Source organism: Rufibacter sp. JT20002 (assembly GCF_056491185.1).
In genome coordinates this window covers 984,080-1,006,257 of the sequence record NZ_JBSZJY010000002.1, presented here as the reverse complement: position 1 = coordinate 1,006,257, position 22,178 = coordinate 984,080, and the positions used below count along the sequence as shown (strand labels likewise).

Here is a 22,178-nt window from a genome sequence, read left to right as displayed (position 1 = left end):
GAGAGGCGGATTTTAGGTTTAAGAAGTTGGCAGCAAGTGACTGGTAATTCCTTTTTGTTTCAGTCTCTCAAAAGCATCCCATACTTCATCCGGTATCTCCTGATACACCTGAAAGCCTTTCTCCGGATACAACTTGATGCGCTGCAAATCACCCATCATAATATGGATGACCAACTCCCGGTACGCTTCGTCCAGCGGATAATCCTCAAAGTTGATTTGCGGGGAGGTGACCATGATTTCCACATCCTCTCCGGGCCACTGCTTCAGAAAGGTGGCATAAGTGCGGCGTTCCATATAGGGCTTCTGCACCAGAATCAGGCTTTTCACCGCAATGCCTTTCTCTTTCATAAGCTGGTAAGAGAAGGCAATGTTTTCGCCAGTGTTAGTTGATTTATTTTCGATTAGAATCCTGTCAGCAGGTACTCCCATTTCCAGGGCGATTTTAGCAAATTGGTCTGCTTCCGTCTCGGTCCAGGTTCCCTCAGTTAGCCTTCCAAAGCCGCCGGAGAAAACCAGCAGGGGAGCGTAGCCAGAAAGGAAAAGCTCAGCTCCTCGTTCGGCTACCCGTGGGGCATGGCTGCCTAAGACTAAGATGGCATCGGCGGGGTGCAGTTGATGGTGCATCTGGTGGTAGTCCCAGATAAGCTGGCTTAAGTAAAGAGTTTCAGAGTCAAGGTGCATTACTAAGGTGAACTTTTGCTGCCGGATGTTTTGAACGGGATTTCCCAAAGATGCCCAAAAATACCTTAGTTGGGTTGGTAAAACTGGGGTTTTCTTATTTCACAAACAACCGCTCGTCAAAGGGGAAAGGCTCTGTGCTGATCAGTTTGATCTGGCTAAATTCTGGGTGTCGCGGATTAAACAAATAATTGAAATCCCCATGAACCACGGCCGAGGGCACTTTCATGCCAACAAACGCTCCTTCCCGCACAAAAGCATCTCCAATCAATTGGGTAGCATTGGGGTGGGGAAAAGATTTCCAATCTGGTGGGAGTTCTACGGGGGGGACTTGACTGAGGGGTAAGTCATCAGGTACTTCCAACGTAATGAGCCAGTAATCTACCGGCACAATGCCCAGCGGGGTATGCACGGCAATCTCGGTGGTGCAGAGCGCGCGCGACTCGCAGGTATAGAGCAGGGCCGTGCCTTTGCTGTTCCAGCGTCCGCCCGCCAACTCGGCACCCCTTCCCGATAAGTCATTCTTGTAGAGACCCTTGCTGAGCCGGTACACCATCATGCCAGCACCCCGTGTTCAATCCGCGTGAGCTCGTCCTTAAGCAAACTGATCCCGAAAGTAGTATCCAGCAGACTTTTGGGGGTGATACCGCCTAAGGCCACGTTCTTCGCCTCTAGCCAGGCATTGAAGCTGTCAGGGTTGCCAAACACTTCTATGCCGCGCTTGTAGAGCAAGGTCACCTCCAGTATCTTCTCAGAATGGATAGGGTCAAAGGTCTTTTTCTCCTTTTTATACCGCTGAATGGTGCGCTCCGACAAGTGCAGAAACACCGACCACTCACTAAGATTGAACGGACTTTGGCTCGCGATCTTGACAAACAGCGGATACTTGATGCCCTGACGTACCGTCTGCACCAGCATCAAGATATCGCGGTCATCTACCGAGGTATTGGAAAGGTTGGTTTCTAAGTTCAGCGCTGCAGCCATAATTGTAAAGGTATATCCAAAGGTAACAATTGTCATTTAATTAACGACACTTGTCCAAGATAAGTTTGTTTGCTCCATATTTTTAAAATGAGCTGTCAACGGCTAACTGCTCTTTAAAATTTATATCCCGGAAACAAAACACAAGTGCTGCTTCTGTTTCAAGGCTGTTTTGCCAAAAAGAACCTAAAAAGAGGAGGAGAGTAAGCCTGGTTTTGCTCCTTCGCGTAAATCTGCTTATTCTTATCTTTTGCTTTGAACCCCGCCTTCATGATCCGGAAGAAACCTCTCTACGAAAGCCTCTATTTTCAAGTAATCGCTGCCATTCTCATAGGAATCACCTTGGGCCATTTTATGCCGGAGTTAGCGGTACAGCTAAAGCCGCTGGGCGATGCCTTCATTAAGCTGGTGAAAATGATGATTGGGCCGGTGGTGTTTTGTACCATTGTCACGGGCATTGCCGGCATGCAGGACATGAAACAGGTAGGTAGGGTAGGCGTGAAGGCACTGTTGTACTTTGAAGTGCTGACTACCATCGCGTTGCTTTTAGGTTTGTTGGTGGTGAATTTGCTTCAGCCGGGCACTGGCATGCACGTCAACGCCGCTACCTTAGACACCGAGGCGCTTTCAGCAATGACCAGCGCCGGAGAAAAGACAGAACATGCCGGGGCCGTAGGTTTTTTGCTGCACCTTATCCCTAACAACATCATTGACGCGCTGGCTAAAGGAGATTTGCTGCAGATCCTGTTCTTTTCGGTGCTGTTTGGGTTTGGATTGTCAAAAATTGGCGAACGCGGTAGGCCGGTATACAACGGCATTCAGTCCTTCGCCACTGCCTTGTTTGCCGTGATCCACATGATCATGAAAGTGGCTCCTCTGGGAGCGTTGGGCGCTATGGCCTATACTATCGGGAAATATGGTTTGGCCTCCTTAGGTGCATTGGGGCAGCTGATGGGTTCTTTCTACCTGACCTGCGTGGTGTTTATAGTAGTTATTTTAGGAACGGTCATGAAACTGATGGGCCTCAGCATCTTCCGGTTGCTGCGCTACATCAGAGAAGAACTCTTGATTGTGTTGGGGACTTCCTCGTCTGAGGCTGCGCTGCCCAACCTCATTGAAAAACTGGAGCGGTTGGGGTGCGCCAAACCGGTGGTAGGGCTGGTGGTGCCCACCGGTTACTCCTTCAATCTGGACGGGACGTCTATTTACCTTACCATGGCCGCTGTGTTTGTGGCCCAGGCCACCGATACCCCGTTGGATTTTGGGCACCAGTTGACCTTGCTGCTGGTGTTGCTGCTTACGTCTAAAGGGGCGGCAGGCGTGACCGGGAGCGGATTCATTACCCTGGCGGCAACCCTTCCGGCCGTGGGCAATATTCCGGTGGCAGGTCTGGCGCTCATTTTGGGCATAGACCGGTTCATGAGTGAGGCGCGGGCGCTCACCAACCTCATCGGCAATGCCGTGGCTACCATCTTCGTGGCCAAGTGGGAAAAAGAACTGGACCTGGAGCACGCCAAAAAACTGATTGGCTGAAAATGATTTCGGGGCTACTTTCAGCAAAGTAGCCCCGAAACGATTTATACCTCTTCTGGCTCTGGGTGGTAGATGATCTTGTCGCGGTGCTTCATGCCCCAGTCACGCAGTTCGTTGATGACAGGAGTGAGGCTGTGGCCGTACTCGGTGATGGAGTACTCCACCGTAACCGGCGACGTATCATGCACGGTGCGCTTCACCAGCTTGTTCATTTCCAGCTCTTTCAGTTCTTTGGAGAGCATCTTGGCGGTAATGCCCTGCACATCGCGGTGCAGTTCTTTAAAGCGGCGCTTGTGCACGCAAAGAGCCACGATAATCGGAATCTTCCATTTTCCGCTTAAAATATCCAAAGCATCCCGGATGGGCAGGATGTGGGTGATGCACAAATTGCGTTCGGTTTTGATAAGTGCTTCCATTTCAATCTGATTTCATGTGGGATACTAGTATACAAACGTAAACCAGTATCTAATTGAAACCAAAAGTACGTAAATTTGTTTATACAACAATCGTAGAGACATATATTTTCGCTAAACAATAAAATAGAATGAACTTACTTCAGGACCTGAACTGGCGCTATGCCACCAAACGAATGACGGGAGAGAAAATCCCGCAGGAGAAATTAGATACCATTCTGGAAGCCATCAGGCTTTCTGCTTCCTCTATGGGTTTCCAGCCGTACAATGTATTAGTAGTGGAAGACCCTGAGGTGCGGAAACAGATTCAGGCGGTGGCATTCAACCAGCCGCAGATTGTGGAAGCCTCTCATTTACTGGTGTTTGCTGCATGGGACCCGTTAACGGAAGAGCAGGTTGCCGAATACATCCAGCGCATAGCAGATGAAAGAGGCGTGGAGGTAGAAACACTTGCCGGTTTCTCCGCCAGCATTAATGGTTTAATTAAGGGCAGAACCCCTGAGGAGAACTTCCAGTGGGCTGCCAAGCAAGCCTACATCGCTTTAGGAACTGGTCTTGTAGCGGCATCTGCCGAGAAGGTAGACTCTACTCCAATGGAGGGCTTTAACCCGGCTGCCCTGGATGAATTGTTGGGCTTGCGCGAGAAAGGTCTGCGCAGCGTGGCTCTGCTAGCCCTTGGCTACCGCGATGCCGAGAAAGATTTCCTGGCTTCGGCTAAGAAAGTGCGTCGGCCTTCAGAGGAATTTTTCCTGACCGTAGCGTAACCAATTTCTCTGGAGAGAGAATAACTTTAGAAAACCCGCTGAGGTGCCAGGATCATGGTCTCAGCGGGTTTTTCCCTTAAAAGAACTTACTTACTTAATCCCCTTACTATGAATAAGCGCACTTTAGGAAAATCCGGGCTGGAAGTAGCCCCGCTGTCCTTTGGCGGAAACGTCTTCGGCTGGACCATTGACGAGAAAACCTCTTTTCAACTGCTGGACGCCTTCACCGATGCCGGCTTTAATTTGATTGACACTGCCGATGGCTACTCTGTTTGGGTGCCAGGTAATACCGGAGGCGAATCGGAGACTATCATCGGGAACTGGCTTAAGTCCCGCGGCAATCGCGACAAGTTGGTGATTGCCACCAAAGTGGGCTGGGAGATTAGCCCAAACCAGAAAGGCCTTAAAAAAGACTACATCATGGGCCGGGTAGAGGAATCGCTCCGTCGCCTACAAACCGATTATATTGACCTGTACCAGTCGCACGTGGATGATGCGAGCACTCCTTTTGAGGAAACGTTGGAAGCCTATGCTCAGCTTATCAAAGAAGGGAAAGTGCGGGCCATTGGGGCTTCCAACATCAAAGCTGACCGCCTGAAGCAGGCGTTGGAAACCAGCAAGCAGCACAACCTGCCCATTTACCAAAGCCTTCAACCCGAGTACAACCTCTACAGCCGCCAGGACTTTGAGGCGGAGCTGGAACCATTGTGTTTGCAGGAGGGCATTGGGGTAATTTGCTATTATGCACTGGCAAGCGGCTTCTTAACCGGCAAGTACCGCAGTGAGGAAGACCTGAACAAAAGCCCCCGTGGCGGTGGCGTAAAACGCTTCCTGAACGAACGCGGTTTCAGTATCCTTTCTGCGCTGGATGAAGTGGCTGCCCGGCACAACGGCAACCCGGCGCAGGTATCTTTGGCCTGGCTGATGGCCCGTCCTAGCATCACGGCACCTATCGCCAGCGCTACCAGCTTAAGTCAATTAGAAGATTTAACGAAAGCAGCTCAAATAACTTTAAGCCAAGACGATATTGCTTTGTTGGATAAAGCTAGTGTTTACTAGGAGAAGGGCTAAATAGCTTACTTTTATTTGAAGAACTCCTGTTTAGGTGTGGTTTTACTAAAACCGGCTTCTAAACAGGAGTTTTTTTTAATCCAGGAAGATTTGCCGGGGAATAAATAAATCGTCTAGGTTGACAAGGGCATGGAGGATGGGATGTAGTTCATCCCGCTGGAATTTAAAAAGATCACGGATGCTGAGAAATTTCACTTCTTCCAGCAACTGGGCATGGGGCTCGTGCTCAGGATCGGTACCCAGGGCTAAGGTACCTTGTACCAGTTTTACTTCAAAGAAAAGCTCAATGGCGTGCAGGGGTGGGCGGAGAAACTCGTTAAGGTACAGGAAACGGCCTACTTCTACTTCTAAACCAGTTTCTTCTTTGAATTCGCGGCGTAGGCAATCCTTCACGGTCTCGCCAAAATCAAGTCCGCCGCCCGGTGGCATCCAGTAATTTCCTTCGCCAAATACGGCCTTATGGCGGGCTAACAACAATTTATCTTCCTGTACCAAAAGTCCGCAAACTCTGACTCTGGTTTTTGATGAGTATGATTCCGCAAGCGGATGAATGTTCTCCATAGGTTGTGGGGCAGGCCCTAAGGCAGTACTTTTGCCAGATGTTAAAAACGTTCAATCCTGAGTATACAAGTACGGTAAAAGAAAAACTTCAGCGGCAATTTTACATGCATTTACTGGGTTTTGAAATAGAAACCATAGAAATTGGCTTAATTGAAGGCAAACTTGCCCTGGAAGAAAAGCACAAACAGCACAAAGGATTTGCACACGGTGGGGTAATTGCCACCCTAGCCGACATTGTCATGGGTTTTGCGGCCGTGACCCTGGTGCCCGCTGATCAGCACGTGGTCACTTCCAACCTGAACATTTCCTATCTGAACCCGGGCGTAGGAACGGCGCTTTTCGCGAAAGGATGGGTGCTGAAACAAGGCAAAAAGTTGAACTTTTGTGAGGCAGAAATCTTTAGTATAGATGGTGCCGGCAAGAAAAAACTCATCGCCAAAGCCTCGGCCACCATGGTCACCATCCGGCCAGAAGCCGTTACTTCCCAAGACTAAACATGACCCCAGCAGAAGCGCTCCGCAAGAACTTTCCGTTTGAACCCACCCAGGACCAGGCCAACCTGTTCCAGAAACTGGACCATTTCATCATGCGCCGCACCGGCCTCAAGGAAGTGTTCCTGTTGAAGGGGTTTGCGGGTACCGGTAAAACCACGGTGGTGAGCGCATTGGTAAAAATCCTGAACAGCTTCGGGTACAAATATGTGCTGCTGGCGCCCACTGGACGGGCGGCCAAGGTCATGTCCACCTACTCGGCTAAACCTGCCTCTACCATCCACAAGAAAATCTACCGCCAGACGGCCAACCCGTACTCAGAAGGCATGTCTTTTTCGCGGCAGCCCAACAAGAGTGAGCAGGTAATCTACATCGTGGATGAGGCCTCCATGATCTCTGATGACAAGGCCTTTGGGGACAGTGGCTTGCTGCAGGACCTTTTAGGCTATGTTTTTGAAAAATCAAGCAATAAACTGCTGCTCATTGGTGACACCGCGCAGTTGCCGCCGGTAAACCAGACCATCAGTCCGTCGCTGGATGCGGCCTATCTGCAAAGCAACTTCCAATGCCACGTGCACGAGATGGAAATGCGGCAGGTGATGCGCCAGGCCGAGGAGTCTGGCATACTCATGAACGCTACCCGCCTGCGGAATGAACTCATTAAAGAACAACCGGAACTGGCTTTTAAGACAAAGGGCTTTCGGGATATTTTCTCCATGCGGGGTGATAAACTGGAAGACGGGTTGCGCTACGCTTATGACAAGTTCGGGATTGACAACACCACCGTGATTTGCCGCTCCAACAAAACCGCCAACCTGTACAACCAGCACATCCGGCGGCAGATTTTCTTTGCCGAGGACGAGATTGGGGTAGGCGATTACCTTATGATTGTGCGCAACAACTACACCTGGCTGCCCAAAGATTCCAGCATCGGGTTCATGGCCAACGGTGACTTCGTGGAGATTACCAAAATAATTCGGTACGAGGAGATGTACGGCATGCGCTTCGCGGATGTACGCATCCGATTTGTGGATTATCCCAACGAAGAAGAGCTAGATACCAAAATCATGCTGGACACCCTGTACTCAGAGGCACCCGCTTTGCCCGCTGATAAGAATAAGGAGCTGTACCAGCAGGTGCTGGAAGACTACCAGCACATCACAAACAAACGTTCCAGAGCCCAAGAAATGCGCCAGGACAAGTACCTAAATGCCTTACAGGTGAAGTTCGCCTACGCGCTTACGTGTCACAAGGCGCAGGGTGGCCAGTGGCAGGCCGTGTTCGTGGACCACGGTTTTCTGAAGGAAGATCTAGTAAGCCAGGAGTTCGCACGTTGGCTGTACACCGCTGCCACCCGCGCCTCGGAACAGTTGTTCCTGGTGAACTTCAATGAGAAACTGCTGGAGAATGCACCGGAACGAGTAGAAGAATAAGTATCTTCGTCACGGCAACAAAAAATCAGATACATCTGAAATGAAAAAAATATTCTTCGGCGCTTTGTTTATGCTGTTTGGTGGTTCAGCAGCCATGGCACAGGACACTACCGGTACCAAAGCCGCAAATGCTCCCTTAACGCCCATTGCTGCTCCAGCCCCGGCTCCCGTAGGTCCGTCTATTCTGTTTGATGAGCCGAAGTTTAACTATGGGGATATTAAACAGGGCGATGTCATAGAGCATGCCTTTAAGTTTGTCAACAATGGCACGCTGCCTTTGATCATCTACAATGTAAAGACCACCTGCGGTTGTACGGCCTCAGAATACCCGCAAGCACCGGTAATGCCGGGCGAAACCGCGGTGCTCAAAGCCCGGTTCAACAGCGCCGGAAAAAGGGGACAGCAAAATAAAGTGCTCATTGTGGAGTCAAATGCGGTGCAGGGCAATACGCAGATCGTGTTTTCCTCAACCATAGCTTCCGCTAATTAGTAGTTTAGGGCTTCTTTGCCAGAAACATATAAAAAGCGCCTTTCTTGCATTGCAGGAGAGGCGCTTTTCTTTTTAGAAATATGTGCTTTAAGGTAGATTCTTCGCCAAAGACCACACCAGGTTCAGCCAGCCGACAATCAGGAACAACCCGCCAATAGGCGTAATTGCCCCCATCCATCTGATGCCGGTGAGGCAAAGAATATACAGTGAGCCGGAGAAAATCAGGATACCAATTAAAAAGCAGAGGCCAGAAAGGCGCATACCCGTGGCGGCTGGAAACTGGGTCATGAGCACGCCCACCAGCAGCAAGCCCAAGGCATGGTACATCTGGTATTTTACGGCGGTTTCAAAGGTCTCTGTTCTTCCAGTCTCCGTCAAAAGCTTCGATAACCCATGCGCCCCGAATGCCCCAATCATTACGCCTAATCCACTAAGAAGGGCGCCCAGAATTAATATCGTTTTAATTGTCATTTTAAGTAAATAAGTAGAATTAAGGAGAGACCGCGTAGTTGCGGTTACCGAAAATAGCGCTGCCCACCCTGATCATGGTACTGCCCTCGGCAATGGCCAACTGGTAATCTGAGCTCATGCCCATGGAAATCTCTTTGAAATATATAGTCGCTTGAAAAAACTCATCCCGCAGGGCTTCAAAATAACCCCGTAATCGGGCAAATTCCCGCTGCAGGTGCTGCTCATCATCGGTGTTGGTAGCCACGCCCATTACCCCGCAGATGCGCACGTTTTGTAGAGACGTAAACTCCTCTGATCGTAACATCTGCTGCGCTTCTGCCAAGTCTAGTCCGAACTTGGTTTCCTCCTCGGCAATGTAGAATTGGAGCAGGCAGTCAATGACCCGATTATGTTTTAGGGCCTGTTTGTTTATTTCCTGTAGTAAACGCAAGCTGTCCACTGATTGGATGAGGTGCACAAACGGAGCGATGTATTTCACCTTGTTCGTCTGTAGGTGCCCAATCATGTGCCACTCTATGTCTTGCGGTAGTTGCGGCTGCTTGTCTTTCATTTCCTGCGCCTTGTTCTCCCCAAACGCGCGCTGCCCACCCTCGTACGCCTCCTGGATCAGTTCTACCGGGTGCGTTTTGGAAACGGCAATCAGTTGACAGTTGGTGCCTTCTAATCGCTTCTGGAAATCTTGTATGCTTTCTTGGATAGACATCATCAGTCTTCTAACGCATTGGTGAAAAAGGTGTTTTTAAGCAAAAGCCACAGCAGCAGCATGACAATAGCCCACCGCAAATATATCTGGTAATAGTCACGCGTATCGCGGTAACGGGTTTCTTTTATCTCCGTTTTCTCCAGAGAGTTGATTCTCTGGAAGATCTCTGAGAGGGTGTTGGCGTTTTGGGCCCGGTAAAACTGTCCCTCGGCCAGAGAAGCCAACTGCCGGAGCGTCTTCTCCTCCAAACCGGTTTGAACGGTGATGGTTTTGCCAGAGGAGTCTGCCTGCATCTGCACGGTGCCTTCCTTCCCGATACCCACGGTATACAGTTTCAGTTGGAAGGCGTGGGCCAGTTGCGCCGCCAACTCAGGATCTAGGCTTCCGGCCGTGTTTTCCCCGTCACTGATCAAGATACAAACCTTTGACTTGGCTTTAGATTCCCGCAACCGGTTGATGGCTACTGCCAGGGCGCTCCCGATAGCGGTTCCGTCCTCAGAAACCATCCCTAGTTTAATACCTCTAATGCTTTCCTTGATGAGTTCATAATCCGTGGTGAGGGGAGCCAGGGAAAACGCCCGCCCAGCAAACACCACCAAGCCAATCCTGTCTTGGACCCGGCCGTTCACGAATTGCAGGGCTACTTCTTTGGCGGCTTCCAGCCGATTGGGTAAAAAATCAGTTAATTCCATGGAGCCAGACACGTCCATGACTAGTACGATGTCAATTCCCTCAGACGAGAGTTCAACGGTTTCGTCGGTCTTCTGCGGCCGGGCCAGAGCCACCAGCACCAGCATGAGAAATAGGCCGAACACCACATCGGGGATGTAGCGCAGAACGCTGGACCAGTGCCAGGTGACATCGCCCTCAAAGAGGGCCACATCCATTTTCTTCCGGAACCGCATGTAGAAAAGCCAGCGCAGGAAAAACAAGACCGGTACGCTAAAGAGGGCATACAGAAAACCCTGGTTCGCCCAGTCAAAAGATTGCCAGGTGCGCCAAGAGAACCAACTCAGGTTCAGCCAGGAGAAATCAGCGGGAGCTTGCCACATTTCGCAAAGAGTCTCTGATTAAAACATACCGGTAAGCGGCAAAATCAGCTAACTGGCTTAAAGAATCGGTCACCTCGGTTTCGTCGTCTGAGATGATGTTACCGTAGATGGCGCGGTCGCACACTTTAAGGGCGTTGCTCACCCGTTCATCTTCTTCGTAGTAAGTGGCTATTTCTTTGGTGGTAAAGGAGTTGATAGCGGTATCTTCCAGTTTGGTTAAGTAGTTCTTCCATAAAGTTATAGCCCGCTCCAGCTGATCTAAGGTTTTACCCCGTTGGAAACGCTCCCGCGAGGTCTGGAACCTGGACAGAAATTGGGCCTGGTCTTTACGGAGCACGTACAGTTTGTAGCGCAAGTTAATGCCCTGCCCAAAAAGCCCCCAAATACCGCCAATGAGAATAGCCCCTGCCAAAGCTCCCAAGGACCAGTACACATAGTTGAATTGCTCGGGAATGGGCCGCAACTGGGTAGCCGATTTCAAGGGCAGCGGATCTGGGATATTGGTTACATTTTGCTTCAGGAAAATGGTGTCCCGCTGTGCTTCCAAGTGCAGGGTGTCACCGTTATGGAACAACTGTGCCGTAAGCTGAAGCGTCTGTAGAGACTTCAGGCTGAAGGTGCGCAGGGTGTAGACAGTGCTATCGGTACTGATGCCCTTGACCGTTCTGGTGGGAAAGAAATCTTTCCGTACCAATTCAAAAGGAGAGAACTGAAAAGAGGTATCCGGGAAAACCACTTCTGCTTGGGGAGAATGCCGGGAGAGCAGCACATACTTGACAGACTGCCCTACCTCCACGGAATCGCGGAGGAAAAATCCTTCTATTTTGATGGCCGGAAATTGGGCCCAGGAGCAGAATGGAAGCAGACAGAAGAAAAGACAACCGGCCTTTTTAAGTAGTGAAAGCAATATCTGAGGGTAAGGTAACGGCCAGTTTTCACCAGTCGTTCGCTTTAAATTAAGTTAAAGTTATTTTCTGCAAAATTGAAATAAGCGATATAAGCACAATTCGTTAAAAACAAGCTGAAAGCCTAAGCGCTCCGCTTCATGATTTTGTTTCTTGCTTTGAAAAGATTCACCAATTGCGGCACATAGTCCTGTTCCACAAAGATGGGAAGGAAATCGGCTTGGTACTGGCGGCAGAGTTTCATAAGGCGTTCCTGGTTCTGGGCGTAAGGCAGCAGGTACCGATCACGGAAGTCCTTAGAAGAGGTGTTGACCCAAATGGTTTTGCCGGTTTCCTTATCCTGCAGGGGAATGATGCCCAGTTTAGGAAAGTCAATCTCCCGTTTGTCCATGAGCTGCAACACAATCAAGTCATGTTTCTTCGCCAGCATGATCAACTCGCGCTCGTAGTTGAGGTCAATGAAGTCTGATATCAGAATGATGATGCTCTTCCTTTTCACCACGTTCAGGCACAGTTTGATACCGGCGCCTATGTTGGTTTTAAGGGATTGCGGCTGCAAAACGGCTAAGGTCTTGATCAAACTATAGGCATGGTCGTTTCCTTTGCCGGGTTTCAGGTACCGTTCTTTCCCGTCGCTGAAGCAGATCATGCCCAGTTGACTTCCCTGTTTTAAGGCCGATAACGCCAAAATGCCCCCAATCTCTTTGCCCACGTCCATCTTCTGGGAACCCGGGGTGCCCAGGGAATGGGAGCCGCTCACATCCAGCAACAGGAAAACGTTCTGCTCTTTCTCTTCGCGGTAGGTTTTCACAAAGGTGCCGTGGCCCTTCGCCGATACGTTCCAGTCAATGGAGCGCACGTCGTCTCCGTACTGGTAGGCGCGCACGTCATCAAACTCAAGCCCAGAGCTTTTGAACACAGATTTGAAGTCGCCCTGCATTTGGGCGTCAATTGCCTTTCTGATCTGTATCTCGTACTTTCGTAGCTTCCTGACCAAGTCTTTCATACCTGCTTAGGTTTATGCAGCGTTAAAATTACCCAAACTTACGAACAACCGCGTGAAAAAACGTTTGTGTCTCCTTTTACTGCCTTTGGCGCTCTTTTCCTGCACCCCTGAGGCGGAGAAACCAACCGATTTGATTTCTGAGGAGAAGATGTCCAAGATCATGATTGACGTTCACCTCACCGAGGCAGCCATCAACCGGACCATCCCACACTATGATTCTTCACGGGTGGCCTACCGCGAGGCTCATAAACGTCTTTTAAAACGGCATGGGGTCTCAGATAGTGCGTTCAAGCACAGCTATGACTTTTATCTTTCCAATCCCGCAACCCTGGACAAGATCTACGAAGTGGTCCTGGACAGCCTGAGCCTGCGCGAGGCAAAACTTACCAGTGCCACCCCTACAGTACCTGATACAACCCAGGTTTCGCCTAAGCAAGACACTGCCAAAGTGGTTACCCTCAAAATCAAGAAGCTGGCCAACCCAGATTCTTCCAAGCTTGGAAGTAAAATCAAAAGAATGATCAGATAAGGCGCTTGCCATTAGGAACTTCTGCTTGTGGTTGGGCCAGCACAATGTTACCTTCCTCATCCTCAAACCCGGTCACCAATACCTCCGACAACCAAGGACCAATCTGCTTTTTAGGAAAGTTAGCCACGCAGATCACCTGTTTGCCTACTACCTCTTCTAACGTATAGCGGCGCGTAATCTGTGCGCTTGATTTTTTTATTCCTAACTCGCCCAGGTCCACCCATAGTTTGTAGGCGGGTTTTCTGGCTTCGGGGAAGGCTTCTGCCCGCACAATGGTGCCCACGCGCAGGTCCACAGCCGTAAATTGCTCCCAGGTAATGACGTTTTCCATAGTTTTTTTGATGGCAAGTTAAGGGCTCTTCCTGTAGGGGACAAATACGGCCCGTGCTCCGTAGAAACCTCTACGGCAGGGGGCCGTATCCCAAAAGGCGGTTTTGTAGAAATAAACCGCCTCTACCAATACCTCACCAAACTATGAAAAACAATACGGGTACTACTTTATCGGTTTGGCAACCAGGCGTGGAAATGCCGGTGACCCAAACGCTGAACACCAACGTGACCACCGATATCTGTGTGGTGGGAGCAGGAATATCGGGGCTGACCACTGCCTATTTACTGGCTAAAGAAGGAAAGAAAGTAGTGGTGGTGGATGCCGGTGAGATTTGCGGAGGCGAAACCAGCCGAACCACCGCCCACCTTTCCTGGGCCTTGGATGACCGATTTTCAACCCTGATTAAGGTCTTCGGGAAAGCACAGGCGCTATTGGCCTATGAAAGCCACAGAGATGCCATTCACAAGATAGAGCAGATCATCAGAGACGAAAAGATACAATGCGATTTCCAGTACTTGCCGGGGTACCTGTTTCTAGGAGCCAGCGATACCGAGGACCAATTGGATCAGGAATTGGCTGCCTGCCATGAATTGGGGATTATGGACGTGGTGAAGCTGAAACAATGCCCCTTGCCAAGCGTCAGCGAAGGACCCTGTCTGATGTTCCCGCGCCAGGCCCAATTTCATCCGGTAAAATACCTTTCTGCGCTAAGCCGCTACATCCTTGACCATGGGGGAGAAATCTACACCAACAGCCATGTAAAGGAATTTGACACTGGTAGGGTGCACCGAGCCATCACTGATCAAGGGTTTGCAGTTACTGCCAACCATCTGGTGGTGTGTACCAATTCTCCGGTGAACGATCAGGTGACCATGCACACCAAGCAAGCACCTTATCGCACTTACGTGATAGGGGCTAGGGTGCCCAAAGGTAGCGTTCCAACTGCCCTTTATTGGGATGATTCTGATCCTTACCACTATGTGCGCCTGGGTACCATTGCCGGGGAGGAGAACCTTGATTCTGAGATCTTGATCGTAGGCGGTGAGGACCATAAAACCGGGCAGAGCAACGGAGACGAAAACGAACGCTTTGATTGTCTGGAAGAATGGACCCGTAAAAAATACCCGATGGCGCAGGATGTGGTCTTCCGCTGGTCTGGCCAAGTGATGGAACCGGTAGACTTCATGGGCTTCATTGGACGCAATCCCGGTGACAGCAAACATGTGTACATCGCCACCGGCGACTCAGGGCATGGTATGACGCACGGCACCATTGCCGGTATCCTAATTACTGATTTAATCTGTGAGCGGGTTAACCCCTGGGAGGCACTCTATGATCCGGGTCGAGTTACTTTCTCCACCGATTCTGCAAAGGAATTCCTAAAAGAGAACTTAAACGTAGCTAGCCAATACCTTGATTGGGTGAAGCCAGGTCACAAAGAGGAAGAGGTACTTGCGCCGGGTACCGGCATGGTGATTCAAAAGGGAATGGGCAAAGTAGCCGTTTACGCAGATGCCCAAGGAAACCGGCATGAATGCTCAGCCGTTTGTACCCACTTAGGCTGTATTGTACACTGGAATAACTTGGAGAACTCTTGGGATTGCCCTTGCCATGGCTCCCGTTTCGATCCGTACGGAAAGGTAGTGGCAGGACCAGCTCCAAGGGATTTAGAGAAGTTGTAAGAAGTAGGTTCTATAAGAAAAGAGGTGCTTTGAGGCTGTTTTTTAGAAGACAGCCTCAAAGCACCTCTTTTCTTATTGTTCATTTTATCAGGAAAGCTAACTCGCTTACTTGTACGCTTCCAGTTGCTTTAATCTTACTTCTACCGAAGCGATCCAATCTAATTGAACCTCTTTGTCAAGACCATGACGGCTTTCGCGGTCGTAGAGGTCCTGCTCTTTGTGCCAGTTGTTGAAAGCCTCGGTGGCGTATTTGTTGAGGTCCGCCGCCCCACGGTTGCAGGCGTTTGGCAGTTCAGCCAGGCGCTTGCGCAGCATACGGGCATGAAGCTCGGTCAAATCAAAATGCAACTGCTCATGGGCCAGTAACAACACCGAGGTTTTGTTCCGCGTCCAGGATTCTTTGGGCTTGAAAACGGCGTCAACCTTAAACTTCAGTTTGTTATTTTCGCACTTGACCTTCATCTCCATGTTGGTGGAGGTAAGGGCATGGTGGTTGTTGTCGGGCGCAGGGTTCCCCGCGAAATCATCCCAAGTGAGGCGCTTTTGCACCGTCCAGGGAATGTCCGCGGCAAGGGGGGCAGAGGGTTTAGGGTTCAGTTCAGGAAAAGAGCCAAATAACAGCGTACTAATCCACAGGGGTAGAAATAAAAACGACATAGCTGCTGCGGTAACACGTTCTTTACCAAAAGGAGTTTCTTCCTTTCACAACTAAGTTATAAAAAAATTATTGCGGACTAAGCTTCTTGAACCGGAAAAATAGGAGCACGGCCGCAATGGTTAAGCCCGTAAACAGCCCTAACCAGATGCCGGTAGCACCAAAGTTCAGCCAGAAACCCAAGGCATACCCCACGGGTAAGGCAATCAACCAATAGGAGAAAAGGGAAACCATGCTGGGAATTTTCACGTCCTCAAGGCCCCGCAAGGCACCTAAACCTACTACTTGCACCCCATCAGACAATTGAAAAATAGCCGCGATGATAAGGAGTTTGGAAGCCAGTAGGTGCACAGAAGGGTCTTTCACGTACAAATGGGGGATAAGGTCTTTGCCTAAAATGATTAAAGTGGCGCTTCCGGCCATGAACAGGGCGCCTAAGATAAGGCTGCTATTGCCCGCCACATGTGCCCCGTGCAAGTCACCGGAACCCCGTAGCTTCCCAACTCTGATGGTGGCCGCCGAGGATATTCCGCTGGCCATCATGTACGTTACCGAAGCCACGTTCAAAGCAATCTGGTGGGCCGCCAGGTCCCGCGCGCCAACCCAGCCTATCATTACCGCCGAGAAACTGAACGCCCCCATCTCAAAGATCATTTGCAGGGAGATAGGGAACCCGATCTTGAACATGCGTACCATGTGGGTCCAGGAAAGATTGGCCCAACGCAGATACTTATTGTATCTGGAAAACCGACGTGCCCGCATCACAAAGGCGGCCATCATAATTGCCATCAACACCCTAGAGATCAGGGTAGCCCAAGCGGCCCCATTCAGACCCAAGGCGGGCATTCCTAGTTTTCCATAGATAAGCACGTAATTAAGGCCTACGTTAACCACGTTCGCGAAAATGGAGATGTACATGGATTGCTTAGTGAGCGACAACCCTTCGGCAAACTGCTTGAAGGCCTGAAATACCATCAGCGGTACCATGGATAAAAACAGGATGTTCACGTACGGAATGGCCAAGCGAACTACTTCTTCCGGCTGATTTAAGTAGGCGATGAGCGGGGAGAGGCCCCAGAATGCCAAGAAAAGCAAGATTCCCATGGCGGTATTCAGAAACAACCCATTGACCAAGATCAGGGCAATCCGGGTGTGATTTTTACGGCCGTCTGCCCGAGCAACCAAAGGGGTGATGCTGTAGGAGATTCCTAACCCAAACACCAAGGTGATGGTGAAAATACTGTTGCCTAGGGAGGCGGCTGCCAATTGCGCTGTTCCAATACGGCCTGCCATTACGCTGTCAGCCACGGATACTAAGATGTGGCCCAATTGGCTTAACACCACAGGATAGGCTAACCAGAACGTGCTTTTATAATGTTCGCGGTAGAGGGAGGAAAAAATCACGGGCAATTTTTTTAAAGAGCCCGCAAAGCTACGGCTATTTTCGCTTACCCCTGAGGACAAATGTCACTTAGCAAATGAGGAGGGTTAAAAAGAAAACTGCAACCTGACAAAGGGGAATTGCTGCCCAGTTTTCAAGTGGGGTTTATTTAAATGAATAAGGTGTAAGCTATTAGGACTACAAGAAAGCAACCCCTACGTTTTAGGTGCCATTAGCTGAAACTTGCACAGAATTAGTTGCTTAGGTTAATATGTTGAAAGTTTATCTATAGCCATTTTTAAGGGGAACAAGAACTTAAATTTCTGTTTTAGATTCACCTTCAGGAGACAAAAGCCTGTAACCGCAGTAAGGCATTATCTAGGATATCGTCCGGCAAGGCAAAAGACATGCGCACCGCACCGGGCATGCCCATGGTAGTGGCGCATAGTACTTCCAAACCGACTTGGTCCTTCAAGGCAGCCGACCATTCTTCTACCCATTGGAAAGGAGAGGAAAGGTCTTGGGGCTGCAAACAACCATCTACCTGCAGGGTGAAATAGTACCCGGCATCTGGCAGGGTAAACTTCAGTTTAGGCATTTTTCCTAATACATGGCTAACACGCTCCCGCTTGGCCTCCAGATCTTCCCTGAAGTGTTTCCAAATTTGGTGGCGGTGCTGGGTAGCGGCCACCGCTCCCGCCTGCAAAAAAGGGGATACCCCCGAGATAAGTTTCCGTTGCAATTCGGTGGCTTTGTGCAGGACGGGGAACGGTGCAATCAGGTAGCCAATCCGCCAGCCAGACATAGCGAACGATTTGGAGAATCCGTTCACCACGGCTACTCTATCTCTCAGGTGTTCAAACCGTAAAAAGCTGGGCACGGGGGCATCATAACTTAACCCGTCATAGATCTCATCGGAAAGCAAATGCAAGTTGGGAAACTCCTCCAGCAGTTGAGCTACCGGTTGCAGTTCAGTAAGGGAGTACACTTTGCCCGTAGGGTTTCCGGGGTTGGTGAGGATTAATAGCTTGGTGTCCTGGTTGATTTTCTTCCGGATACTTTCCAGGTCCAGTGCATATCCTTGCTCTGGGTTTGCGGGAACCGTCACCAGTTTGCCCCCACTTTGCCGAATCAGCTCGGGAAAAGCAAACCAATAGGGGGCTAAAGCAATGACTTCATCTTCGGGTTCCAGCAAGCTTTGCAGATACAGGTGAATGGCGTGTTTGGCCCCGTGGGTGATCAGAATCTGTTCCGCCGGTAAGGGTACACTTTCGTCTTCCAAGTAGCGTTGCGCCAGGGCATACCTGAGATCAGGTAGCCCTTCATTAGGTCCGTAGAAAGTCTCGTGTCGGGCCACGGCTTTTTGCATGGCTTCTACGGCAACAGCCGGGGTATGGAAGTGGCTAAGGCCTAAATGCAGAGGTATAACATCCATCTACTTCTTGGATTAGGTACCTGATGATAAACAAACTACGCAAAGAAAACAAAGGCAGAAGCTTTGGGCCTGATTTTAGGAAATGACCACTGAACTGGGCCAACATATTTAAAGCCCACCTATGGCAAAGGCCTTAACAGCACATCGGCGAAGCCGTGGCTGGTGTCTGTGAAGACGTCTTGCACCGAGAACCCGCAATCCTGCGCCATTTCCTCTACTTGTTTCAAAGAGAATTTATAGGAGTTCTCTGTGTGGATGGCCTCCCAGGCTTCAAAATGAAAAGTCTGCCCCAAGGCTCCAATATGAACCTCCTGCTGTTTCCGGCTGATCAGGAAGCTGCGCATGGCCCCCTCAATGGGGTCATACTCGGCAAAGTGCTGGAACTGGTCCAGATCAAAGTTGGCTTGCAGTTCTTTGTTGATGCGGTGCAGTAGGTTTAAGTTGAAGGCCGAAGTGATGCCCGCGGCATCGTCATAGGCTCGTCTTATCTTTTCCGGGTCTTTTCGCAAATCCAGGCCTAAAAGGAAAGAGTCCTCGGGGTGCAGGCTTTTGCGGAGCGTGCAAAGGAAATTACGGGCTTCTGGCATGTCAAAGTTCCCCAGGTTAGACCCTAAAAAGAGAACTACTTTGCGTTGCCGTTCGTGTTGGTTCAGCCATTCCAATCCTTGAAAATATTCGGCGGCCAAGGCTTTGACCTGAAGCTTAGGCCAGCGGTGATACATGTCCTCCAGCAGGAGGTTGAGCTGGTCATCTGAAATATCCAAGGGCACGTAGGAGAAGTTGGTTTGGGAAGCCACTAACTCAGAAAGCAGCAGTTTGGTTTTGTAGGCATCTCCCGCCCCCAAATCAACCAATTGAAAAGGAGTGTGGGTGTCAATGGCGAACAGGATCTCCTTGCGTTGGCGCGACAAGATTTGGTATTCCAGTTTCGTTAGATAGTACTCCGGTAACGCCATGATCTGCTGAAAAAGCTGACTTCCTTTGGCGTCATAAAAGAATCTGGATGAGAGCCTTTTGGGGCTCTGGCTCAAGCCTTGCATCACATCCTGGGCAAGGCCATTATCATCAGAAACACGGGTAGGCAGAAGGTCAACGAGGCTGTTAGAGGTAGAGGTTGAAGTCATAAATCGTGTCTTGGATTATCGTTTCGCTAACCGGAGGCCGGTGAACTGCCAGCGCTTGTCTGCATGGAAAAAGTTACGGTAAGTAGGCCTGATGTGGCTTTGAGGCGTGGCGCAGGAACCGCCACGTAATACCATCTGGTTCACCATGAACTTGCCGTTGTATTCGCCAATAGCGCCCGGTGCCGTCTCAAAACCGGGGTACGGGAAATACCCGCTATACGTCCATTCCCAGGTATTGCCCAGCAGATGCGAAGCTTGTTGCTCGTTTTCAGTATAAGTAGCCGGAACCGGCTGGTACAGGCCGCTTTCCAGGAAATTACCTTTTTTCAAAGGATTGGCATAAAGCTGGCAAAAGGCTTCCCATTCAAACTCGGTGAGCAGGCGGTGCCCAGACCAATTGGCAAAAGCAAGGGCCTCGTAAAAACTGATGTGCGTGACCGGGGCGTTTAGGTCCACTTTTTCTAAGCCGTTGAAAGTGAAATACCACCAGTCATTTTCCTGTTTGGTCCAGTACAACGGGGCCTGCCATTTGGCCTGTTGGCAAAGTTGCCATCCTTCCTCTAACCAATACCTAAAATCTGAGTAGCCCCCAGCTTCTATAAACGCGAGGTACTCGGCATTGGTCACCAGTGTTTTGCGGGCCTGAAACTCCGTTAAGTATACCGGGTGGGCTTGCAGCTCGTTATCAAAGCAGAAACCTTCACCGGTATGGCCAATAGTGTACATGCCGGCAGGAACCTCCAGCCACTCATTTAAAGGCTGTTTTCCCGAAAGAGGCTCTAAATCGTGGCTTTGTTTTGTTTGGTATGCGGGAAGCAAAGGGTTGCAGCCTAGAATGTACTTGATGTCCGTGACCAGCAGTTCCTGATGCTGTTGCTCGTGCTGTAGGCCCAGTTCCATGAGGGCTTCCACCTGGGCGTCGGCTAGAAAGTGGTCTGAGGTCAAGGCTTGCTCCATCCAATAGTCCACATGCCGGCGGTAGGCGTTAATGTCTTCCAATGGCGGGCGCGATAAGGTGCCCCGGTCTGAGCGAGCCACGCGGCTTCCCATGCTGTTGTAATAAGAGTTGAATAGGAAGGCGTACTGCGGATGGAACACCTTGTAGTGGGGCAGGTGCGGCTGTAGCAGGAAGGTTTCAAAAAACCAAGTGGTGTGCCCAAGGTGCCACTTCGGCGGACTTACATCTACCATGGGCTGCATCACAGTGTCCTCGGGGGTAAGAGGCGCGCAAATGGTTTCGGTCTGCTTTCGGATGCGTCTATAGCTAGCCAATAGAGTGGCGGGTCCGTTCAGGGTAAGAGAAGACATGGAGTTTTTACGTATTTACACCTACTAAACTAATAATAATCTGAAAGGTTGTACCTTCACCCGCGCATCCTGAACGTCTATGCCCTTCGTCCTAACTCCATTTTCCCGGGAACTGACCTTTAAATTCGACGCCCGCACTTCCAGAGGCGCCATGAAAACCCACAAGGCGCATTATCTGCGGGTTCATCACTCAGACCGCCCCAATGTCCATGGGTGGGGCGAATGCTCGCCTTTGCCGGGCCTCAGCCTTGACTATTCCCCTGATTTTCATCAAATCCTGGAAAAAGTTTGCGCTCAATATAATGCTTTATCGGTAGAAGACCTTGAAATGGAAGAAGGGGTGCAGTTCTGGAATACCCTTTCGGAGTGGCCTTCCATCGGGTTTGCTTGGGAAACTGCCTGGTTAGATTACCTACGAGGCGCTAATCAGGTCTTCTACAAAACGCCATTCACCCGTGGTGAGCAGGGAATAAAGATCAATGGCCTTGTCTGGATGGGCGATACGGCGTTTATGCGGGAGCAGATTGAAAAAAAGATGGAGCAGGGCTTCCGGTGCCTTAAACTGAAGATAGGGGGCCTTGACTTTGCCCAGGAGCTGAAAATCCTGAAAGAGATAAGAAGTATCGCGGGGCCAGAGGAACTGGAGCTTCGGTTAGACGCCAATGGAGCCTTTTCCCCGGACAATGCGGAGGAAAAAATCCGGCAGCTGGCCACTTACCACATTCAATCGCTGGAACAACCCATCAAACCTGGGCAAATAGAGGACATGCGGCTTCTGTGCGAGGTGTCTCCCATTCCTATTGCCTTAGACGAGGAATTGATCGGGGTGAAAGGGCAGGAAAACAAATGGAATTTGCTGAACGCCATTCGGCCGCAGTACATTATCATCAAACCCACGCTAGTGGGCGGCTTGATGAGCAGTCGAGAGTGGACGCAGATGGCTCAAACGCTGGGTGTTGATTCGTGGTTAACCTCGGCCCTGGAATCGAACATCGGGTTGAATGCCATTGCGCAGTTTGCCTCTGACTTGGGAAACCCCTTGCCACAAGGGCTTGGCACCGGGCAATTATACCACAACAACTTTGCTTCCCCTTTAGAAATCAGGGGGGAAGAGCTCTGGTACAACAAAGAAAAAGCCTGGGAGTTGCCGATTGAGTGAGTGGCATTTTTGTAGTTAAAAT

The 22,178-nt window shown here is 50.3% G+C and carries 25 protein-coding genes; 9 read left to right on the top strand and 16 right to left on the bottom strand.

Annotation, left to right across the window (positions count from 1 at the left end):
- Positions 1-18: 18 nt before the first annotated feature.
- Genes ACW9SV_RS13720 through parS form a run of 3 tightly spaced genes read right to left on the bottom strand, consistent with a single transcriptional unit; the run spans position 19 to position 1,662 of the window.
- Positions 19-729, bottom strand: coding sequence for a YdcF family protein (locus ACW9SV_RS13720; RefSeq protein WP_479557335.1), 711 nt, complete (start codon positions 727-729; stop codon positions 19-21).
- A gap of 46 nt (positions 730-775) precedes the next feature.
- On the bottom strand, positions 776-1,237 hold the full coding sequence (locus ACW9SV_RS13715) for an RES family NAD+ phosphorylase (protein WP_479557334.1): 462 nt from the start codon (positions 1,235-1,237) through the stop codon (positions 776-778).
- Positions 1,234-1,662: a type II RES/Xre toxin-antitoxin system antitoxin gene (gene parS, locus ACW9SV_RS13710; RefSeq protein ID WP_479557333.1), complete on the bottom strand. Its 429-nt coding sequence runs from the start codon at positions 1,660-1,662 to the stop codon at positions 1,234-1,236. Before parS ends, ACW9SV_RS13715 begins: the two co-directional genes overlap by 4 nt.
- Before the next feature lie 267 nt (positions 1,663-1,929).
- Between parS and ACW9SV_RS13705 the strand changes: the two genes are divergently transcribed.
- Positions 1,930-3,192, top strand: a complete 1,263-nt coding sequence (locus tag ACW9SV_RS13705) for a dicarboxylate/amino acid:cation symporter (RefSeq protein ID WP_479557332.1) — start codon at positions 1,930-1,932, stop codon at positions 3,190-3,192.
- Positions 3,193-3,236: 44 nt separating this feature from the next.
- Here ACW9SV_RS13705 and ACW9SV_RS13700 read toward each other — a convergent pair whose 3' ends face one another.
- Positions 3,237-3,608 (bottom strand): winged helix-turn-helix transcriptional regulator, encoded by a 372-nt coding sequence (locus ACW9SV_RS13700; RefSeq protein WP_479557331.1) that lies wholly within the window; start codon positions 3,606-3,608, stop codon positions 3,237-3,239.
- A gap of 128 nt (positions 3,609-3,736) precedes the next feature.
- Between ACW9SV_RS13700 and ACW9SV_RS13695 the strand changes: the two genes are divergently transcribed.
- Both ACW9SV_RS13695 and ACW9SV_RS13690 read left to right on the top strand, forming a co-directional pair.
- Entirely contained in the window at positions 3,737-4,369 is a 633-nt protein-coding gene (locus ACW9SV_RS13695; protein WP_479557330.1) for an NAD(P)H-dependent oxidoreductase, read from the top strand.
- A gap of 108 nt (positions 4,370-4,477) precedes the next feature.
- A complete protein-coding gene (locus ACW9SV_RS13690; protein WP_479557329.1) occupies positions 4,478-5,428 on the top strand; it encodes an aldo/keto reductase in 951 nt (316 codons plus the stop codon).
- Between the two features lie 87 nt (positions 5,429-5,515).
- Here the strand turns inward: ACW9SV_RS13690 and ACW9SV_RS13685 are convergent, their stop codons facing one another.
- Entirely contained in the window at positions 5,516-6,001 is a 486-nt protein-coding gene (locus ACW9SV_RS13685; protein ID WP_479557328.1) for an NUDIX domain-containing protein, read from the bottom strand.
- Positions 6,002-6,105: 104 nt separating this feature from the next.
- On the opposite strand from ACW9SV_RS13685, the gene ACW9SV_RS13680 reads away from it, so the two are divergent.
- The 3 genes from ACW9SV_RS13680 to ACW9SV_RS13670 are packed head-to-tail and all read left to right on the top strand — an operon-like array spanning position 6,106 to position 8,415.
- Positions 6,106-6,495: a PaaI family thioesterase gene (locus ACW9SV_RS13680; protein WP_479557327.1), complete on the top strand. Its 390-nt coding sequence runs from the start codon at positions 6,106-6,108 to the stop codon at positions 6,493-6,495.
- Positions 6,496-6,497: 2 nt separating this feature from the next.
- Positions 6,498-7,925, top strand: a complete 1,428-nt coding sequence (locus ACW9SV_RS13675) for an ATP-dependent DNA helicase (protein WP_479557326.1) — start codon at positions 6,498-6,500, stop codon at positions 7,923-7,925.
- 40 nt (positions 7,926-7,965) lie between these two features.
- The gene (locus ACW9SV_RS13670) at positions 7,966-8,415 is read left to right on the top strand and encodes a DUF1573 domain-containing protein (RefSeq protein ID WP_479557325.1); all 450 of its coding nucleotides are present in this window, start codon (positions 7,966-7,968) and stop codon (positions 8,413-8,415) included.
- Positions 8,416-8,502: 87 nt separating this feature from the next.
- On the opposite strand, the gene ACW9SV_RS13665 is transcribed toward ACW9SV_RS13670, so the two are convergent.
- From ACW9SV_RS13665 to ACW9SV_RS13645, 5 genes are all read right to left on the bottom strand, one after another.
- Complete coding sequence (locus tag ACW9SV_RS13665) at positions 8,503-8,880, bottom strand: DUF423 domain-containing protein (protein ID WP_479557388.1); 378 nt, start codon at positions 8,878-8,880, stop codon at positions 8,503-8,505.
- 25 nt (positions 8,881-8,905) lie between these two features.
- Positions 8,906-9,589 carry a YggS family pyridoxal phosphate-dependent enzyme gene (locus ACW9SV_RS13660; RefSeq protein ID WP_479557387.1) on the bottom strand — a complete coding sequence of 228 codons (684 nt, stop codon included), beginning with the start codon at positions 9,587-9,589 and terminating at the stop codon, positions 8,906-8,908.
- Positions 9,590-9,591: 2 nt separating this feature from the next.
- Complete coding sequence (locus tag ACW9SV_RS13655; protein ID WP_479557324.1) at positions 9,592-10,641, bottom strand: VWA domain-containing protein; 1,050 nt, start codon at positions 10,639-10,641, stop codon at positions 9,592-9,594.
- Complete coding sequence (locus ACW9SV_RS13650; RefSeq protein ID WP_479557323.1) at positions 10,622-11,548, bottom strand: hypothetical protein; 927 nt, start codon at positions 11,546-11,548, stop codon at positions 10,622-10,624. Before ACW9SV_RS13650 ends, ACW9SV_RS13655 begins: the two co-directional genes overlap by 20 nt.
- A gap of 122 nt (positions 11,549-11,670) precedes the next feature.
- Positions 11,671-12,552 carry a DUF58 domain-containing protein gene (locus ACW9SV_RS13645; RefSeq protein WP_479557322.1) on the bottom strand — a complete coding sequence of 294 codons (882 nt, stop codon included), beginning with the start codon at positions 12,550-12,552 and terminating at the stop codon, positions 11,671-11,673.
- Between the two features lie 52 nt (positions 12,553-12,604).
- Here ACW9SV_RS13645 and ACW9SV_RS13640 point away from each other — a divergent pair, with 52 nt between their 5' ends.
- Positions 12,605-13,081: a DUF4296 domain-containing protein gene (locus ACW9SV_RS13640; RefSeq protein ID WP_479557321.1), complete on the top strand. Its 477-nt coding sequence runs from the start codon at positions 12,605-12,607 to the stop codon at positions 13,079-13,081.
- Here the strand turns inward: ACW9SV_RS13640 and ACW9SV_RS13635 are convergent.
- A complete protein-coding gene (locus tag ACW9SV_RS13635; protein ID WP_479557320.1) occupies positions 13,074-13,412 on the bottom strand; it encodes a tRNA-binding protein in 339 nt (112 codons plus the stop codon). The two genes, ACW9SV_RS13640 and ACW9SV_RS13635, sit on opposite strands and share 8 nt — an antisense overlap.
- Positions 13,413-13,555: 143 nt before the next feature.
- On the opposite strand from ACW9SV_RS13635, the gene ACW9SV_RS13630 reads away from it, so the two are divergent.
- The gene (locus ACW9SV_RS13630; RefSeq protein WP_479557319.1) at positions 13,556-15,094 is read left to right on the top strand and encodes an FAD-dependent oxidoreductase; all 1,539 of its coding nucleotides are present in this window, start codon (positions 13,556-13,558) and stop codon (positions 15,092-15,094) included.
- 105 nt (positions 15,095-15,199) lie between these two features.
- On the opposite strand, the gene ACW9SV_RS13625 is transcribed toward ACW9SV_RS13630, so the two are convergent.
- From ACW9SV_RS13625 to egtB, 5 genes are all read right to left on the bottom strand, one after another.
- Positions 15,200-15,751, bottom strand: a complete 552-nt coding sequence (locus tag ACW9SV_RS13625; RefSeq protein WP_479557318.1) for a DUF922 domain-containing protein — start codon at positions 15,749-15,751, stop codon at positions 15,200-15,202.
- Positions 15,752-15,818: 67 nt separating this feature from the next.
- Entirely contained in the window at positions 15,819-17,153 is a 1,335-nt protein-coding gene (locus tag ACW9SV_RS13620; protein ID WP_479557317.1) for an MATE family efflux transporter, read from the bottom strand.
- A 317-nt stretch (positions 17,154-17,470) separates the two neighbouring features.
- Positions 17,471-18,565, bottom strand: a complete 1,095-nt coding sequence (locus tag ACW9SV_RS13615) for a pyridoxal phosphate-dependent aminotransferase (protein ID WP_479557316.1) — start codon at positions 18,563-18,565, stop codon at positions 17,471-17,473.
- 119 nt (positions 18,566-18,684) lie between these two features.
- Positions 18,685-19,689, bottom strand: coding sequence for an L-histidine N(alpha)-methyltransferase (egtD, locus tag ACW9SV_RS13610; protein ID WP_479557315.1), 1,005 nt, complete (start codon positions 19,687-19,689; stop codon positions 18,685-18,687).
- Positions 19,690-19,704: 15 nt separating this feature from the next.
- Entirely contained in the window at positions 19,705-20,997 is a 1,293-nt protein-coding gene (gene egtB, locus ACW9SV_RS13605) for an ergothioneine biosynthesis protein EgtB (RefSeq protein ID WP_479557314.1), read from the bottom strand.
- 79 nt (positions 20,998-21,076) lie between these two features.
- Between egtB and menC the strand changes: the two genes are divergently transcribed.
- A complete protein-coding gene (gene menC, locus ACW9SV_RS13600) occupies positions 21,077-22,156 on the top strand; it encodes an o-succinylbenzoate synthase (RefSeq protein ID WP_479557313.1) in 1,080 nt (359 codons plus the stop codon).
- Positions 22,157-22,178 lie beyond the last annotated feature (22 nt).